Here is a 15,254-nt window from a genome sequence, read left to right on the forward strand (position 1 = left end):
TAAATCTGAAATGACCTTTACTCTCGTGCCGTGAAATACCGCCTGATCGTTGCCTCATAGTCACCAAAAATTTGGGTGACGATGAGGGACTATGTGACTAGCATCATGACTATGAAGAGCACCAAACAGCTCGTCAAGGAACTAAGAGCCGCGGGATCCGAGTCTACCGAGGTTGAGGTGAAGTCCGGTCTGCACGGGTTCCCCAAGTCCGCTCTGGAGACCATGAGCGCCTTCGCCAACGGTTCGGGTGGCACGATTTTATTCGGCCTCACGGACCAAACTTTTCGCCCCGTCAAGGGCTTCGACGCTCAGCGGGTTCACGACGCCGTCTCCAATGCGGTGCGTGCCAAGCTCACTCCTCATCCGGCCGTGGAACTCTCGGTGGAGGAGTTCGAGGGAGGTCGGGTGGTGCGGGCCGACGTCGAGGAAATGCCCTACTTCGACAAGCCGTGCTTCGTCGGCAGTAAGGGCGCCTATGGGGGTTCGTACATTCGGATCGGCGAAGGCGACCACAAACTCTCGGAGTATGAAGTCTCGCAACTGCGCGATAATCGCGTCCAGCCCGGGTACGACCGCGAACCCGTGGAAAACGGTAACCAAGAGACCTTGAATCATCAGGCCGTGGAAACCCTCTTGGACAAGGCTCGGGCGCGCACGCCGTCGGCTTTTGCTGGGGTTGAGCCGCGGATCGCCCTGAAAAGGCTGAACGTCACCACCGAGGCCACCAAGAGGGCTCGTCCCACGTTGGCCGGTTTGCTTGCGCTGGGTGTCTATCCGCAGGAATTCTTCCCGCAGCTCAACGTGACCTTTGTGGCCGTGCCGGGAACGTCCCTCGGTGAGGTGGATGCGGGCGGCGTCGCGTTCACGGATAATCAGTCCTTCAATGGGCCCATTCCGGCTTTGATCACCGCCTCCGTGGAGGCCGTACGCCGGAATTCGAATCGTGCCGCGATTATCACCGGCGAAGGGCGGACCGATGTGTACGACTATCCTGACGTCGCGGTCCGAGAAGCCATCACCAACGCCCTCATGCATCGGGACTACAGCTCGTACGCCCGGGGGATCCAAGTGCAGATGGAGATGTACTCGGACCGGCTCGAAATTCGGAACCCCGGTGGTCTCTACGGCGGTGTGCGGGTCGAAGAATTGGGCCGCGTTTTCACCTCGTCGTCCCGTAATGCCGCGCTGGCCAAGCTCTTGGAAGAAGTCGAGATGCCTCGCACGGGATCATCGGTGTGCGAAAACCGTGGGTCCGGCATCGCGCGCATGGCCTTCGCCATGGAACAAGCGGGTAAGGCCGCCCCGGAGTTCCGGGTGACACCCACCTCCGTGACCGTCATTCTGCGCCACGCGCCGGTACGGTCGCGGCGTCGGGAGCCAGCGTGGTCCGGCGTGGAGGAACGTGAGCCTGCGGTGGCCCCGGTCCTCGCGCATGAGGTACGTGGGGCGTTGGTTTCCGTGGAGGGCGGGTATGACGACGAGCGGTCGGTCCAGACGGTCAGGCCGGCCGCTCGACGTCGCCTCCGACCGAGGGGCAGCGGAGCCCGAGCGCGAGAGGCAACACCGGTGGACCCGGGGGACTACGCGCATGAGCACGAATTGCTCGAGCTCATGAGTCGATGGTCCGGACCGGTCACGAGCCATCGGGTCCAAGATGCCTTGTGCCTGTCGCAGTCGGCGGCGAATCGGTTGCTCCGCAAAATGATCGACGCCGGACACGTGAAACCGACCGCTCCGCCGCGCAGCCACCGCCGCGCCTATGTCTTGGCTGACCCCGCCAAGGTGCGGGCCGCCCGTCGCAGCGCCGCGTTCTAGCCTAAGACGCCGTCCACGAGGGTTTTCGCCTGGTCCTGAACCTGCGCGAGGTGCTCGTCCCCGCGGAAGGATTCGGCGTAGATCTTGTAGACGTCTTCCGTACCCGAAGGGCGAGCGGCAAACCAGGCGTTGTCCGTGACCACCTTGAGCCCTCCGATGGGTTCGCCGTTGCCGGGGGCCTCAGTGAGCGTCGCCGTGATGGGGTCGCCCGCGAGTTCTGTGGCCGTGACGTCGGACGGTGAGAGCTTCTTGAGCTGTGCCTTTTGCTCCCGGTTGGCCGGCGCGTCGATCCGGGCGTAGCTGGGGGCGCCGAATTCCTCGGTCAGCTCGGCGTACCGCTGGGACGGCGTCTTGCCCGTGACGGCCGTGATTTCCGAGGCCAGCAGCGCGAGGATGATGCCGTCCTTATCGGTGGTCCACACCGAGCCGTTCTTTCGGAGGAACGAGGCGCCCGCTGATTCTTCTCCACCGAAGCCCAGGGAGCCATCCAACAAACCGGGGACGAAGTATTTGAAGCCGACCGGCACCTCCACGAGCCGACGGCCCAGCGAATCCGCAACCTTGTCGATGATCGAGGAGGACACCAAGGTCTTGCCGATTCCGGTCTCGGGGTTCCATCCGGAACGATTCCGGTAGAGGTAGTCGATGGCCACGGCGAGGAAGTGGTTTGGATTCATCAGACCCGCGTCGGGGGTGACGATGCCGTGCCGGTCGGAGTCGGCGTCGTTGCCAGTGGCAATGTCGTAGCTCGAACGGTTGGAAATGAGGGAAGCCATCGCGTTCGGGGAGGAGCAATCCATGCGGATTTTCTCGTCCCAATCGAGGGTCATGAAGCCCCACTGAGGGTCGACTTCCGGGTTGACCACGTTCATGTTCAGGCCGAAACGCTCGGAAATGGTGATCCAGTATTCGACGGAGGCGGACCCCATGGGATCGGCGCCGATGCGTAGCCCGGAATTGCGAATCGCGTCCAGATCGATGATCTCGGGTAATTCGGATACGTAGGACGCCATGTAGTCGAAGAGCCCCGTGGTGTCCGCCGTCTTGGCTTGGGCGAGGTCCACGCGCCGCACCCCGCGGAGACGGTCGGACAGGAGCTCATTGGCGCGGTTGGCGATCCAGGTGGTCGCGTCGGAATCGGCCGGGCCGCCGTGAGGTGGGTTGTATTTGAAGCCGCCGTCGGAGGGCGGGTTGTGGCTCGGGGTGATGACGATGCCGTCTGCACGCGGGGCATCGGGCTGGGCGTTGTGCTTGAGGATCGCGTGCGAGAGCGCGGGGGTTGGCACGTATCCGGCATTGGAATCCAGGAGTACGGGCACGTGATTGCCGGCGAGCACCTCGAGCGCGGTGTCTTGTGCGGGCCCAGAGAGTGCGTGGGTATCCCGACCCATGTAGATCGGACCCGTATACCCTTCGCGGGCGCGATACTCGACGATTGCCTGCGTCACCGCGGCAATGTGGGCCTCGTTGAAGGATCCCTTGAGTGAACTCCCTCGGTGCCCCGAGGTCCCGAACACAACACGTTGATCGGGGTTTTCCGGGTCGGGTGCCACGGAATAGTAGGCATCGATCAGGGCATCCAGGTCGACGAGGTCTTCAGTCTGGGCGGGGGTTCCGGCACGGCTTTCCATGCGTCTAACCTATCCCGAATGCGCCTCTTCGCGCGCCCACACCGTGGTGGGCGCGCGAACCATCTTTAGAGGCCGCGGGAATGCAACGCCTCCTCGCGTTGAGCCAAGACGTCCAGCTCTTCTTGGTTTCCGGCGTCGGGTGACGGACGGTTGAATGCCTCGAGCGTGGCCCGTTCGATGAGGCGTGCACCGGCTCGAGCCGTTCGGTCGTCGAGGTCCAGCTCCGGGATGAGTCCGACGACGTCCATCATGAGGAGCTTGCCGCTTTGAGCCACCTGCGTGACAACCTCTTCGGCGATGATCAGTGGAACGCCCAGACTCGAGGGGACGCTGACTCCCGGAGCCTGATAACCGGGCAAGACGTCGAGGTCCAGGCTCAGGTAGATGAGGTCGAGACCGGCGATCTGCTCGGCCACAAAGGCGGCGACGTCGGCGGACTTGGTCTCCTGGCACTCGGTGTCTTTGAGGTAGCTGGCCCCAAAGTTGATGGCGTGCTCGAACTGAGCGCGGACGTTGTCTGCGGTGTTGATGCCAAGAACGCTGTAGTGGAAGTCTCGGCCAGCCTTCTTCTCGTCCGCGAAAATCTGACGCACGCACGTGACCTCGCTGGGTTTGGGCGTGTTGCGCATGGCGAAGTGTGCATCCAGGGAAATAACGCCCCAGGTTTTCGCCGAGTCGAGGGCGCCGGAGGCAGCCAATCCGAGGTAACCGGCGTAGGTGGTTTCGTGTCCTCCGCCGAGCAGCACCGTCATGCGATGCTCCGGAATGATGTCGGCCAGTTTCTTCCCGGCCGCGGCTTGAGCGGACTCCATGTCGTGGTCCGTGACGGTCACGTCCCCGCGGTCGTGCACGATCTGGCCACCGTGAAAGGCGAGCTGAGCCAGAGCATGGCGCAGGTTATAGGGCCCCTTGTTCGCTCCGGGACGGCCTTGGTCGCGAATTGTTCCTTCGTGGGATGCGAATCCGCAGATCGCCAAGCCCTTGGGCTCATGCTGCCGTTGAACCTGTCCCGCATAGACCATGTGGTGCCAGCGGGTATGAACGGCCCCCGGACCTTCGTCGCGTCCCATCCACGGTGTCGTTTCCATGGTGTGTCCTAACTGTTGAAATTGGGCCCTTGTGCTTGTTGAACAAGTAACACCTTCGGGAGCTCTGTGGCAAGGGACACACGCTGGATTCCCTTCGAAAGTGGATATTCGGGGGTCGAAAGACCAGATATCGGAATCCTGTGGAGAACTTCGTTCGGTGATGCGATGCGCGGTAAGTTGTGGGGAAGAAGTACGACGAGCCGTTCACCGGCCGCTATTCAGGAGGTACCCATGGACGAGAACGTTCCCAACGTCAAGGTCGACGACATTCCGGAAGGCGCCAAGATCCTCGACGTCCGCGAAGATTACGAGTGGGAAGAAGGCCATATCGCTGGTGCTCAGCACCTGCCGTTGGATCAGGTTCCCGCACGATACGGCGAGGTCCCGTTGGACGAGGACGTCTACGTCATCTGCCGTTCCGGTGGCAGGTCCCTGCGGGCCACGGCGTACCTGAACCAGTACGGATTTGATGCGTACAACGTCGTGGGCGGAATGGGCGCCTGGCAAGACGCCGAAAAACCGATGGTGTCCGAAAACGGCCAGACCCCGCAGGTTCGGTAGGCCGGCTGCCCTCATGAAGTACACCTATTTGGGCCCGGAGGGAACTTTCTCCGAGGCCGCGTTGCTCTCCGTCCCGGAGGCGGCCGAAGCCGAACGCATTCCGTCGCATTCGGTGCCTGCTGCACTCAGCAAGGTCCGTCAGGGGGAGGTCGACGCCGCCATGGTGCCGATCGAGAACTCGGTCGAGGGTGGGGTCACCGCAACTCTCGATGCCATCGCCGCGGGCGACGACCTCCGCATCGTTGGAGAAGTTCTCGTGCCGATTCGCTTCATCCTCGTGGGTGCGCCCGGCATCCGTCTGGATGAGGTGCGCGTGGTCTCGACGCACTCCCACGCGTGGGCCCAGGTGCGCGGCTGGATGGAAGAAACCCTTCCGGGGGCCGACTACGTTCCGGCCAGCTCGACGGCCGCCGCCGCCGTCGCCCTGCTCGATGGAACCCCCGATTACGACGCCGCCGTGTGTTCTCCCATCGTGGCCGACCATCACCCCGAATTGAACGTCTTGGCGACCGATATCGGCGACAACGCCAATGCGATCACGAGGTTCGTCCTCGTGACCGCCGTAAAGGGAGGATTGCCGACGCCGGCACCCACCGGCGCGGACAAAACGACCGTGGTCATTCCACTCCCCAAGGATCGCGCTGGAGCCCTGATGGATCTGCTCGAGCAATTTGCTGCTCGAGGTGTCAATCTTTCGCGCATCGAATCCCGCCCCACAGGCGAGGCCCTTGGCATGTACTTCTTCTCGATCGACGCCGAAGGTCACGTGGACAACTTGCGGATGCGTCATGCCTTGCGTGGGCTTCATAGAGTCTCACCCGGAGTGAAATTCCTCGGTTCTTATCCCCGGGCCGATGGGCGCAAGCCGATTGTCGATCCGCACCACACGGACGAGGCCTTTGCCCGTGCGAATGCCTGGGTCGACGGCCTCTGAGGCCATGTTGACCCATGTCGGCCGATCCTGAACACTTAAGCTGATGAACGACTTTGGAGGCGGAATGCGGGTACCCGGTTGGCTGCAGGCGGGCGTGATCATGCTCGTCTTGGGCATTTTTGTGGGTGGCTACGGTCTCGGCATTTGGGCTCTCGAGCTTGGCCACGATACGGAAGCCGATAGCGGAGCCAAGATCGCTTCCCCCATCATGATGCTCGCGGGCATCCCCTTGCTCATCCTGGGACTCATCATGACCATCTCGGGGCTCGTGGGTGAAAAACGCGCTCGCGATCAGTTGATCGAGAAGCGGATGCAGGAGGCTGCTCAGACGTCGTCGTCGGAGAAGTCGCCTTCCCTACCGGCCTAGCGCCGCACGAGACGGCGCCAATTCCACCCGGAGCGTGAATCGCCTGCGGACTTGCTGAGATTCGCCAAGCTCCGAAATGGAGTCATGGTTTCGGGGTAGGTATTGATGCTGAGCGTTGCGGGGAGCACCTCCGCAACCAGCCGCTCGGCAGTTCCGATGAGGTCGCCGTCGATTTCTACCGGCTGGGGATGATGACCGAAGTCGAGCACCGCTCTCGAGCCGTGAAGATGCTCGATCACCGGTAGTCCGCTCCGATTGCGCATAATGACCTGACGGGTGAGGGACGCCCACCCAATCAGGTTCCGCGGCGTCATCAAAATGAGTTCGAGCTGGCCGTCGTCGGCGGTGGAGCGCGAGGCCAGGTGAATTCCGGCGGTGATTTCGCCGCAATTGGCCACCAGAACCGACTGAATCTTGCGTCGGATGGGCCGTTCGTCGTCCATTTGAAGAGAGACGGCGCTCCGAGGCGACACGAGATTCCGCAATCCCGCCTCCACGTAGGCCAACCATCCCCATCGGGATTTGAGGTCTTCACGGGTGTCCGTCATGACCTGTGCGTCGAAACCTGCGCCGCCCATGACCAGGAACGTCGTCTCGTCGGAGGATTTGTCCGGTCGACGCACGTTCAAGCGAATCGTGTCGATCCGACGAGGTCGACCGTGCAGGGCCGTGTCGATGGCCGAATGCAGATCCGAGATCGGCAATTCCAAATTCCGTGCCAAAAGGTTGCCGGTGCCGAGGGGCACAATGCCCAAGTTCGCCGTGGTCCCTTGAAGGACCTCTGCGACCTGCCGGACCGTCCCGTCTCCACCCATCGCGATCAGGAGGTCACAGCCATCGGCCAGTGCCTGCTGGGCCATGCCGTGCCCCGGATCGTCCTCGGTGGTCTCGTAAAACCGTGGCGTCGGCCAATCGGCGCGACGTGTGGCGTGGGTCAGGGCGTCGCACGAAAAATGCGCCAGGGACTTGGTGGGGTTGTACACGACGCCCACGTGGCGGGGCTCGCCCGGCTCGAGCCGGGGACGCCACGGAACCGCTTGGGTCAAGAGGGGAGGACGACCTCGTGAAGTCGTGATGACGCTGGCCGCTGCGGCGACGGCGAGCCCGACGAAACTCGCGATGCCGACGGCTTTTCCGGGAAGGCGCATATACCCAGGTTACCGGTCGCCGTCGTGATTGCCGTGACAACGCCGGTGTGCCTCGAACCGCGCGTGGCACTTCCCCGGCGGTGCGGTAAGTTAGGGGCGTGATCGACATTAACCTGCTGCGCGAAAATCCTGACCTCTTCCGGGCTTCACAGCGAGCCCGCCGATCCGACGTCGAACTCGTGGACCAAATCCTTGAGGCCGACGCTCATCGGCGCCAATCGGTGAGTGATTTCGAGTCTTTGAGAGCCGAACAGAAGTCCTTCGGCAAGAAGGTCTCGCAAGCTCAGGGCGAGGAAAAGCAGAATTTGCTCGCCGAGGTTAAGGACCTGTCCCAGCGCGTCAAGGCCGCTGAAGCTGCCGCAAACGAGGCACAGGCGACTCAGGACGATCTCCTGTCCCGCATGGAGAACCTCATTATCGACGGCGTCCCCACCGGCGGCGAGGACGATTTCGTTACCCTCAAGACCGTTGGCGAACCTCGGGACTTCAGCGCGGAAGGGTTCGAACCGAGGGATCATTTGGAAATCGGTGAATTGGTCGACGGCATCGACATGGCGCGCGGCGCCAAGGTCTCCGGTGCCCGCTTCTACTTCCTGAAGGGAGCCGTCGCTCGCCTCGAGCAGGCCCTGCTCTGGATGGCCCTCGATCAGGCCACCAAGGCCGGCTTCACCATGCTGACCTCGCCCACCCTCGTGCGTCCCGAAACGATGGCCGGAACCGGATTTAACGTCAAGCACGACGACGAAATCTACCGCCTGGAACGCGACGACCTTTACCTCGTGGGAACCTCGGAGGTTGCCATCGCGGGGTATCACGCCGACGAAATCATTGATTTCGAGAAGGGCCCGAAAAAGTACCTGGGGTGGTCCAGCTGCTACCGCCGCGAGGCGGGCTCGGCCGGCAAGGACACCCGCGGAATCATTCGCGTTCACCAGTTCAATAAAGCTGAGATGTTCGTGTATTGCCCGGTCGAAGAGGCCGAAGGCATGCACGAGAAAATGCTTGCGTGGGAAGAAGAGATGCTGGCCAAGTGCGAGCTCGCGTACCGCGTGATCGATACCGCCGCAGGGGACTTGGGGAGCTCCGCGGCCCGGAAATTCGATTGCGAAGCGTGGATCCCCACGCAAGGCACGTACCGCGAGCTGACCTCCACCTCGAATTGCACGACCTACCAGGCCCGTCGATTGAATATTCGCGAGCGTAAGCCGGATTTCGTGGACGGACAAGGCAAAACGAAAAAGGGCGGAACTCGCACGGTCGCCACCCTCAACGGGACGCTGGCGACCACGCGCTGGCTTGTCGCGATCCTGGAGACCCATCAGCAGCGGGACGGATCGGTTCGCATCCCCGAGGCGCTGCGACCCTACATGGGCGGCATGGAAGTTCTCGACGCCGCCGGCGAGTAAGAACAGTCGTTAAACCGCCCGGCCTCGCGGGGCGCGGTTCAGAACTCGAAGAATTCGCTTCCACGACGCAGTTTTTGCCGTGGGTTCACCGCGACGTCGCCGAAATGGCGTTGTCCCGTTAGGGCGGGCCTGTCGGATGAAAGCATGGAACTTATGACAGAAGAGATGATTCACCCGCCGGTGCAAGGGCACTGGCACCAAGAAGCAGGGGTGAAGTACCTGGTGGCCCTTGATGTCGACGGAACACTCGTCGATCATGACGGCCACATGAGCGACGCGGTACGGCAAGCCGTCCAAGACGTCGCCCGCGAGGGGCACCATGTGGTCGTGTCCACGGGTCGGTCGAAAGGCGCCACCCTCCCCATTGTGGAACTCACCGGGATCGAACGCGGATTTGCGGTGAGCTCGAATGGCGGTGTGACCGTTGAGATCGGCCCGGATTTTCGGGAGGGATACCGCGTGGTGGACGCCGTAACCTTTAAGCCCGCCAAGGCGCTCGCGGCCCTCGGAGACCGTCTGCCCGGCGCGAAGTTCGCGTTGGAGGCCGCCGACGGCTCTTTTTACTCCACCGCGCAATTTCAAGATCGCAGTTTTGGCATGGAGGCGCAGCAGGTTTCCTTCGAGGAGCTGCTGAAGCTCGAGGCCGTGCGTGTGGTGGTCTTCTCGAGTGAAATCGACTTGGGGACCTTCTCCGAGATCATCGACGAGGTGGGTTTGCACGGCGTGACGTACGCCGTGGGTTGGACGCCGTGGTTGGATATTGCCGCGAGTGGGGTCTCTAAGGCCTCTGCCCTGGAATTGATTCGTCGCCAGCTGGGTGTGGACCCGGCCCATACGATCGCGATGGGCGACGGACACAACGACGTCGAGATGCTCCAATGGGCCGCGCGCGGAGTGGCCATGGGTCAGGCCCCGGAAGAGGTCATCGCGGCGGCCAACGAAGTGACCGAATCGGTGTACGACGACGGCGCGGCCCGAATTCTCCGCACCATCCTCGCCTAACCGGTTCCTCCCTGGCGCGCGCACGCCGTAGTCTCGAGTGAGAACAACGGACCTGGGAGGATTCATGAAGGTAGCGATTGCGCAGATCAACAGCAGCCACACGGTGGCCGAGAACTTGACGAAGGTTCAGGATTACGCGCGACGTTCGGCCGAGTCGGGGGCCGACGTCGTCGTCTTTCCCGAAGCCACGATGACGGCGTTTGGTTCCGATCTTGCCGCGGCCGCACAGGAGCACGGCGAACACTGGAAGACCGAGTTGCAGTGGCTCGCGGCCGAAACGGAGATCACCGTGATCGTGGGCGAGTTCGCCCCCGCGGAAGACGGCAAGGTGCGCAATATCCTGGCGGTGTACACGCCGTCAGGGGAGCGGCTGGACTACGCGAAAATGCACCTTTACGACGCGTTCGGGTTTACCGAGTCCGAGACCGTGTCAGCGGGCCAGGACGTGGTGGTCGTCAACATTGCTGGGGTCAATGTGGGTCTGAGCTTGTGCTACGACATTCGCTTTCCCAAGTTGTACGCCGAACTCTCCCGGAAGGGCGCCGATGTTTGTGTCGTGAGTGCTTCGTGGGCTGGCGGAGAGGGCAAGGTCGAGCAGTGGGAGACCTTGGCGAGGGCGAGAGCTCTGGATAGCAACACTCTTGTGGTTTCGGTAGATCAGGCCGACCCCGCGGCTTCCGGGATCTCGGTGACTCCCGGCGCGCCCACGGGCATTGGGCACAGCCTGGTCTCGGACCCTTTCGGTCACGTCCTTCACAGTTTCGGTGAGGATGAGCAGTTGCGCGTCATCGAGCTGGACTTGGACGTGGTGCGTCGTGCCGAGAAGTCGATTCCGGTGTTGGAGAACGCGAAGCTGGGGTACTAGTCGGAGACGTCCAGCGTGCTGGACGCCTGTGGTGCCACGGATGGTGTTCCGAATCTTGGTCAGACCATTGACGAACCCCTGATCGATTGGAATTCTCAATGACAAGAGACGGGAAGGGCCGGAGGAGGAAGCCATGATGGACCGCTCCGTGATGGTGGGCAGATTCATCGTGTTGGCGGTGGTGGCCGTTCCGCTGATGGTGGGGTGCACCGAACCTCCCAGCGATTCGACGGTCGTCTCTCCGAGTGCCGAACCCACGGGCGCGGCACAATCTGCCTCGTCATCGGGGTCAGCCTCGTCCTCCGGGAAGTATCAGCAGCTCAGGGTCATTGACGACCCCTGCCACGACTACTGCGTGGAGGGCGGCAGCGTCGAGGTCAAACATCCCCGTTATGGACCCATGACCGTGGTGTCCTATTGGGATAAGCGCTCTGAAGGTGACGGGCCGCCGCGGGGCAACGCGGCCTACGCGCTGTACCAGAACGATAAGCCCATTGGCTACGTTGAGGACACAGACAAAGATCTCCTCTGGTTCGGAACTCGACCGGCCGAAAGCCCGACGTCCGAGAGCTGGAACGTGGAGAACGGCTCCAACGTGGACAAGTACGGCAATGTCTACCTGAGCTACAGCGGCGGCGTCACTGTTTTGACGCCCACCGACCAGGGATACAACTCCTATAACTCCATGCCCAGCGGGGTTAACGCCTACCGGAACACGGACCTTCACATCACGCCCGAGGGCGAACCCACCCTCACGGTGGAGAAGAACGGCAAGAAGAAGCTCATGCACTGGGACGGCAATCAGTTCGTGCCCCAGCAAGCCTAGCGATCGACCACCTCGGGGCGATCCTGGTGTGCCTTGGGCGTGTGTCCGGGTTCGTGATCTTCGCGGAGGGCTTTGATGAGAGAGATCCCAAGGGCGGCGACGACGAGCGCGAACGGTAGAGCGGAGAGCATCGCCGCCTGTTGGAGGGCCTCCAACCCGCCCACCAGGAACAGGACGATGGCGCTGAGACCGGTGACCACACCCCACGTCGTGAGGACAGGTCGGCTCGGCTCGAGCGCTCCTCGCGAGGTCAGCATGCTCAACACGAAGGTGTTGGCATCTGCACCCGAAACGAAGAACAGGACCACGAGGAGGATTGCGACGATCGAGGTGACCGTGACCCACGGCATGTGAGCCAGGGTTTCGAAAAAAGCCGAATTAAGGTCGGTGGTCGCCGCTTTGCCGATTCCGGCGTCACCGTCCATGTCGAATTTGATCGCGGTGCCGCCGAAGATGGTGAACCATGCGAAGAATACGATGCTGGGAACCCCCAACACACCCGCTACAAACTGGCGAATCGTGCGACCTCGCGAGATCTTGGCGAGGAAAACACCGACGAAAGCGCCCCAACTCAACCACCAGGCCATCATGAAGTAGGTCCAGGACTGGTACCACTGCACGTCGGCGTCGTTAGTCGGCGTCATCAGGCTGACCTTGAGGAAGTCATTGAGGTACTGCCCCAAGGACCGGAAGAACAGGTTTCCCAGGAATCCGGTGGGCCCGACAACCACCACGAAGGCGGCGAGAAAGACCGAAAGTATCGCGGTGATTTGGCTGATGTACCGGATCCCGCGGTGGACTCCCGAGAGCGCCGAAAGCGTAAAAACGACGGTGATGCCGACGATGATCGCGATCTGCACCACGGTTCCATTGGGCAAGCCAAAGACGCGTTCGAGCCCCTCGGATATTTGGGAGGCGCCGAGCCCCAGGGACGTGGTGGTGCCGAAGAGCGTTGCGATCACGGCGAGTATGTCGACGACGTGACCGGCCCAGCCGTCCATGGCCTTTCCAAACACGGGTCGCAACATCGGTGAGATGAGTCCAGTATTGCCACGTCGGTGGGTCGAGTAGGCGATGGCTAGGCCAAAGACGCCAAAGACCGCCCACGCGTGGGGACCCCAGTCGAAGAACGAGAACTGAAGGGCCCGCACCGCGGCCTCGGAGGTTCCCGGTTCGGCGAGACCGTGTGGAGGCTTGGTGAAGTGCATGATCGGTTCGGCCACGCCATAACTGACGAGTCCGATGCCCATGACCGCCGAAAGGATCATGGCCAGCCAAGCCCAGGTCGAGTATTCGGGCCGGTCTTGCTCTGCACCCAGGCGAATTCCGCCAAAACGGCTCACAGCCAAATACAGCAAGAGCAGAATGCACCCAAGGGTGACGACGAGGTACGTCCAGCCAATATTTCCGGCCGCCCAGTCCATGACGGTGGTCATCGAGGTGCTGAGCGAGCTGGGGGAGAGCCCGGCCCAAAGAACGAAAACGGCTACTAGGCCTAGGGAACCCCAGAACACGACGCCCGGGCGTTCACGTAGCTTGTGGGCCCAGAGCTGATCCGGTGTCTGGCCCATGCCGAGTCTGTGGCAATCGGCGGAAGACGGCGGAGCAAGGGTCGTCGGAACGTCGGAAATTTCAGCGGTGTCGGTGGAATCCGTGGAGGGCGGCGTACTGGTCATGGGGTCCGTTTCAGGGGCTCCCGAAGCGTGGGCGGTTAGCGGGCGAGGCCGCTCGAATGCCCGGGGCCGTCCGGGCCTGGCCGGGGCCCGACGCTTCAGTCAGGGGGTGGGGCACCTACGTTAGCGCAAAACTGAACTGTGTGATGTGTATGACGACGCCGCTTGGCCGTGGTGGGCCGGTTAACTATCGATCACTTCGATGACCATCGTGCCGGGTTCGAGGGCCTCGAAACTGTGCTCGATATCCCCGGCGTGAGTCAGGAATTCGCCCGGTTCGAGGACCACGGCCTCGCCGTCGCAGATCACGCGCGCTCGTCCCGACGTCAGGAGCAGGTGCTCCACGGTTCCGGGAGGGTGGGGTTGAGATTTCCGGGCCGGCCCGGGCTCGGCGGTAATTACATAAACATCGCGTCGCATGCCGGTGTGACCTGGGGATAGCAGCGCGGCGGAGTAGGAGGCCGAGGACGACGGCAACTGCGGAAGGTCCTTGAACCGCACCCGCGAAACCTTGGCTCGCGGCGGCTCCAAGAGCTGAGCGACCTGCACCCCGTACGCGGTGGCCAGGGCCCACATGGTTTCGATGCTGGGGTTGCCGGTTCCCGTCTCCAACTGGGAGAGCGTGGACTTACTCACCCCGGCCCTTTTCGCGGCCTCGCTGAGGCTCAGGCCCAGGCGAGCCCGTTCGCGTTGCAAGGCCTGCGCCATACGAAGTTTGTGTACTTCGGGTTCCTGGTCCGCTTGCGGCTCGAGTGGGGCGTTGTTCGGAGCATAGTCGGCATCCATGTGTTCATTATATTGGAAAATCGTCCTTCTTGACGAACGATTCGACAGACGGCACTATAAAGGACATGCGTTCGTTATATAGAACGGTCTCCGGGAGGTGGCCGGAATCCCTCACGCGGGCCCATTTTCGGGATGCGGCCGCGATTGCCCTGACCATCGGCGCCGTCGGCATTTCCTATGGCACGATCTCGCAGGCGTCAGGATTCGTGATGTGGCAGACCGTCCTCTTGGCCGCCCTGGCCACGAGTGGTGCGGCCGAGCTGACCTTCGTCGGCGTCATTGCGGCCGGCGGTGCCCCGATTTTTGCAGTGCTGGGCGGGTTGCTGGTGAACTCCAGGAACTTTGCGTTTGGTCTCGGTGCCGGTGAATACGTGCCGCGCGGTTGGCGACGCTTTTTTGCGGCCCACCTGGTCAACGACGAGACCATCGCATTCGCACGGTCCGTCCGCGGACGCACCCAGCGGTGGCAGCATTTTGTGCTGATGGGAGCATTGCTCTTCCCCGCCTGGGTGGCAGGAGCAGCCCTAGGCCAGTTCCTGGGGTCCATCATTGATGCGGATGCCCTGGGGCTCGACGTCGCATTCCCCATTATTCTCTTCTGCCTCGTGGTGCAGGATCTCAAGAACCCCCTCCTGGCGATCATGGCGGCTGGCGGCTCCTTGCTTGCCGTCGCTGCAACACCCGTTCTGCCGATGGGCTTGGGCGCGGTTGCTTCCTTGGTGATTCTGATTCCCGCGGCATCTTTCCTATGGACCCGTTCGCGGATCCGTCGAGACCGCACAACGAAGGGTGACTCTGCATGAACGCGCTGCCATTTCTCCTCGCCATGTCCGGTCTTGTGATCGGGACTTACCTGCTGCGCTACTTGGGGGTGCACCTCGGCAGCTTGGCGGGATCGGGCTCGAACCCGGAGGTCGAAAGCCAATCTCCCGCTCGGATCTGGATGGACCGCGCGACCGTGGTCCTGATCTGCGCGGTCGCCGCAACCACGCTCGTCTATGAAGGGCAGGATTTCGCCGGCCCTTCGCGGGTGATCGGGGCCGGCGTCGGTATCGGGGCAGCCCTCTTCAAGGTGCCCATGCTCCTCTGCGTGATTCTTGGAATGGCCGTATGCGCGGGGCTCAGGCTCTGGGGGATGGCCTGAGATACCTG

Annotated in this window: 15 protein-coding genes; 10 read left to right on the forward strand and 5 right to left on the reverse strand. The window is 62.5% G+C overall.

Annotation, left to right across the window (positions count from 1 at the left end; genetic code table 11):
• The first annotated feature begins 111 nt into the window (after positions 1-111).
• Positions 112-1,815: an ATP-binding protein gene (locus B9Y51_RS05255; protein ID WP_048681499.1), complete on the forward strand. Its 1,704-nt coding sequence runs from the start codon at positions 112-114 to the stop codon at positions 1,813-1,815.
• Here the strand turns inward: B9Y51_RS05255 and pgm are convergent.
• Both pgm and hutG read right to left on the reverse strand, forming a co-directional pair.
• Positions 1,812-3,446, reverse strand: coding sequence for a phosphoglucomutase (alpha-D-glucose-1,6-bisphosphate-dependent) (gene pgm / locus B9Y51_RS05260; protein WP_085529049.1), 1,635 nt, complete (start codon positions 3,444-3,446; stop codon positions 1,812-1,814). The two genes, B9Y51_RS05255 and pgm, sit on opposite strands and share 4 nt — an antisense overlap.
• A 65-nt stretch (positions 3,447-3,511) precedes the next feature.
• Positions 3,512-4,534 (reverse strand): formimidoylglutamase, encoded by a 1,023-nt coding sequence (gene hutG / locus B9Y51_RS05265; protein ID WP_082156790.1) that lies wholly within the window; start codon positions 4,532-4,534, stop codon positions 3,512-3,514.
• 231 nt (positions 4,535-4,765) lie between these two features.
• Between hutG and B9Y51_RS05270 the strand changes: the two genes are divergently transcribed.
• Genes B9Y51_RS05270 through B9Y51_RS05280 form a run of 3 tightly spaced genes read left to right on the forward strand, consistent with a single transcriptional unit; the run spans position 4,766 to position 6,396 of the window.
• Positions 4,766-5,095, forward strand: coding sequence for a rhodanese-like domain-containing protein (locus B9Y51_RS05270; RefSeq protein ID WP_048681492.1), 330 nt, complete (start codon positions 4,766-4,768; stop codon positions 5,093-5,095).
• 13 nt (positions 5,096-5,108) lie between these two features.
• Positions 5,109-6,029, forward strand: a complete 921-nt coding sequence (gene pheA / locus B9Y51_RS05275; RefSeq protein WP_048681489.1) for a prephenate dehydratase — start codon at positions 5,109-5,111, stop codon at positions 6,027-6,029.
• A gap of 43 nt (positions 6,030-6,072) precedes the next feature.
• Positions 6,073-6,396 carry a hypothetical protein gene (locus B9Y51_RS05280; protein ID WP_126855814.1) on the forward strand — a complete coding sequence of 108 codons (324 nt, stop codon included), beginning with the start codon at positions 6,073-6,075 and terminating at the stop codon, positions 6,394-6,396.
• On the opposite strand, the gene B9Y51_RS05285 is transcribed toward B9Y51_RS05280, so the two are convergent.
• Positions 6,393-7,544 (reverse strand): diacylglycerol/lipid kinase family protein, encoded by a 1,152-nt coding sequence (locus B9Y51_RS05285; protein ID WP_085529050.1) that lies wholly within the window; start codon positions 7,542-7,544, stop codon positions 6,393-6,395. The genes B9Y51_RS05280 and B9Y51_RS05285 overlap by 4 nt on opposite strands.
• Positions 7,545-7,642: 98 nt before the next feature.
• Between B9Y51_RS05285 and serS the strand changes: the two genes are divergently transcribed.
• The 4 genes from serS to B9Y51_RS05305 all read left to right on the forward strand — a co-directional run bounded on the left by serS (position 7,643) and on the right by B9Y51_RS05305 (position 11,643).
• Positions 7,643-8,950, forward strand: a complete 1,308-nt coding sequence (gene serS / locus B9Y51_RS05290; protein WP_085529051.1) for a serine--tRNA ligase — start codon at positions 7,643-7,645, stop codon at positions 8,948-8,950.
• A gap of 144 nt (positions 8,951-9,094) precedes the next feature.
• Positions 9,095-9,952, forward strand: coding sequence for a Cof-type HAD-IIB family hydrolase (locus B9Y51_RS05295; RefSeq protein ID WP_048681476.1), 858 nt, complete (start codon positions 9,095-9,097; stop codon positions 9,950-9,952).
• 64 nt (positions 9,953-10,016) lie between these two features.
• A complete protein-coding gene (locus tag B9Y51_RS05300; RefSeq protein WP_085529052.1) occupies positions 10,017-10,817 on the forward strand; it encodes a carbon-nitrogen hydrolase family protein in 801 nt (266 codons plus the stop codon).
• Between the two features lie 133 nt (positions 10,818-10,950).
• Entirely contained in the window at positions 10,951-11,643 is a 693-nt protein-coding gene (locus B9Y51_RS05305; protein ID WP_085529053.1) for a hypothetical protein, read from the forward strand.
• Here B9Y51_RS05305 and B9Y51_RS05310 read toward each other — a convergent pair.
• Positions 11,640-13,319 carry a BCCT family transporter gene (locus tag B9Y51_RS05310; protein ID WP_085529054.1) on the reverse strand — a complete coding sequence of 560 codons (1,680 nt, stop codon included), beginning with the start codon at positions 13,317-13,319 and terminating at the stop codon, positions 11,640-11,642. The two genes, B9Y51_RS05305 and B9Y51_RS05310, sit on opposite strands and share 4 nt — an antisense overlap.
• Before the next feature lie 180 nt (positions 13,320-13,499).
• Positions 13,500-14,102, reverse strand: coding sequence for a helix-turn-helix domain-containing protein (locus B9Y51_RS05315; RefSeq protein WP_126855813.1), 603 nt, complete (start codon positions 14,100-14,102; stop codon positions 13,500-13,502).
• 65 nt (positions 14,103-14,167) lie between these two features.
• On the opposite strand from B9Y51_RS05315, the gene B9Y51_RS05320 reads away from it, so the two are divergent.
• Together B9Y51_RS05320 and B9Y51_RS05325 are read left to right on the forward strand one after the other, a co-directional pair.
• Positions 14,168-14,905, forward strand: a complete 738-nt coding sequence (locus tag B9Y51_RS05320; protein WP_085529055.1) for an AzlC family ABC transporter permease — start codon at positions 14,168-14,170, stop codon at positions 14,903-14,905.
• Positions 14,902-15,246 (forward strand): AzlD domain-containing protein, encoded by a 345-nt coding sequence (locus B9Y51_RS05325; RefSeq protein WP_053089988.1) that lies wholly within the window; start codon positions 14,902-14,904, stop codon positions 15,244-15,246. The genes B9Y51_RS05320 and B9Y51_RS05325 overlap by 4 nt, the downstream gene beginning before the upstream one ends.
• Positions 15,247-15,254 lie beyond the last annotated feature (8 nt).

The sequence above is a fragment of the Kocuria massiliensis genome, from assembly GCF_900169715.1.
Taxonomy (GTDB): Bacteria; Actinomycetota; Actinomycetes; order Actinomycetales; family Micrococcaceae; genus Rothia; species Rothia massiliensis.

Excerpts from the sequence above, each read along its gene's own strand:
- B9Y51_RS05295 (WP_048681476.1), top strand. The coding sequence starts at position 9,095 with ATGGAACTTATGACAGAAGAGATGATTCACCCGCCGGTGCAAGGGCAC.
- B9Y51_RS05315 (WP_126855813.1), bottom strand. The coding sequence starts at position 14,102 with ATGGATGCCGACTATGCTCCGAACAACGCCCCACTCGAGCCGCAAGCG.
- B9Y51_RS05320 (WP_085529055.1), top strand. The coding sequence starts at position 14,168 with ATGCGTTCGTTATATAGAACGGTCTCCGGGAGGTGGCCGGAATCCCTC.
- B9Y51_RS05255 (WP_048681499.1), top strand. The coding sequence starts at position 112 with ATGAAGAGCACCAAACAGCTCGTCAAGGAACTAAGAGCCGCGGGATCC.
- B9Y51_RS05300 (WP_085529052.1), top strand. The coding sequence starts at position 10,017 with ATGAAGGTAGCGATTGCGCAGATCAACAGCAGCCACACGGTGGCCGAG.
- hutG (WP_082156790.1), bottom strand. The coding sequence starts at position 4,534 with ATGGAAACGACACCGTGGATGGGACGCGACGAAGGTCCGGGGGCCGTT.
- B9Y51_RS05270 (WP_048681492.1), top strand. The coding sequence starts at position 4,766 with ATGGACGAGAACGTTCCCAACGTCAAGGTCGACGACATTCCGGAAGGC.
- pgm (WP_085529049.1), bottom strand. The coding sequence starts at position 3,446 with ATGGAAAGCCGTGCCGGAACCCCCGCCCAGACTGAAGACCTCGTCGAC.
- B9Y51_RS05305 (WP_085529053.1), top strand. The coding sequence starts at position 10,951 with ATGATGGACCGCTCCGTGATGGTGGGCAGATTCATCGTGTTGGCGGTG.
- B9Y51_RS05280 (WP_126855814.1), top strand. The coding sequence starts at position 6,073 with ATGAACGACTTTGGAGGCGGAATGCGGGTACCCGGTTGGCTGCAGGCG.
- B9Y51_RS05285 (WP_085529050.1), bottom strand. The coding sequence starts at position 7,544 with ATGCGCCTTCCCGGAAAAGCCGTCGGCATCGCGAGTTTCGTCGGGCTC.
- B9Y51_RS05325 (WP_053089988.1), top strand. The coding sequence starts at position 14,902 with ATGAACGCGCTGCCATTTCTCCTCGCCATGTCCGGTCTTGTGATCGGG.
- pheA (WP_048681489.1), top strand. The coding sequence starts at position 5,109 with ATGAAGTACACCTATTTGGGCCCGGAGGGAACTTTCTCCGAGGCCGCG.
- B9Y51_RS05310 (WP_085529054.1), bottom strand. The coding sequence starts at position 13,319 with ATGACCAGTACGCCGCCCTCCACGGATTCCACCGACACCGCTGAAATT.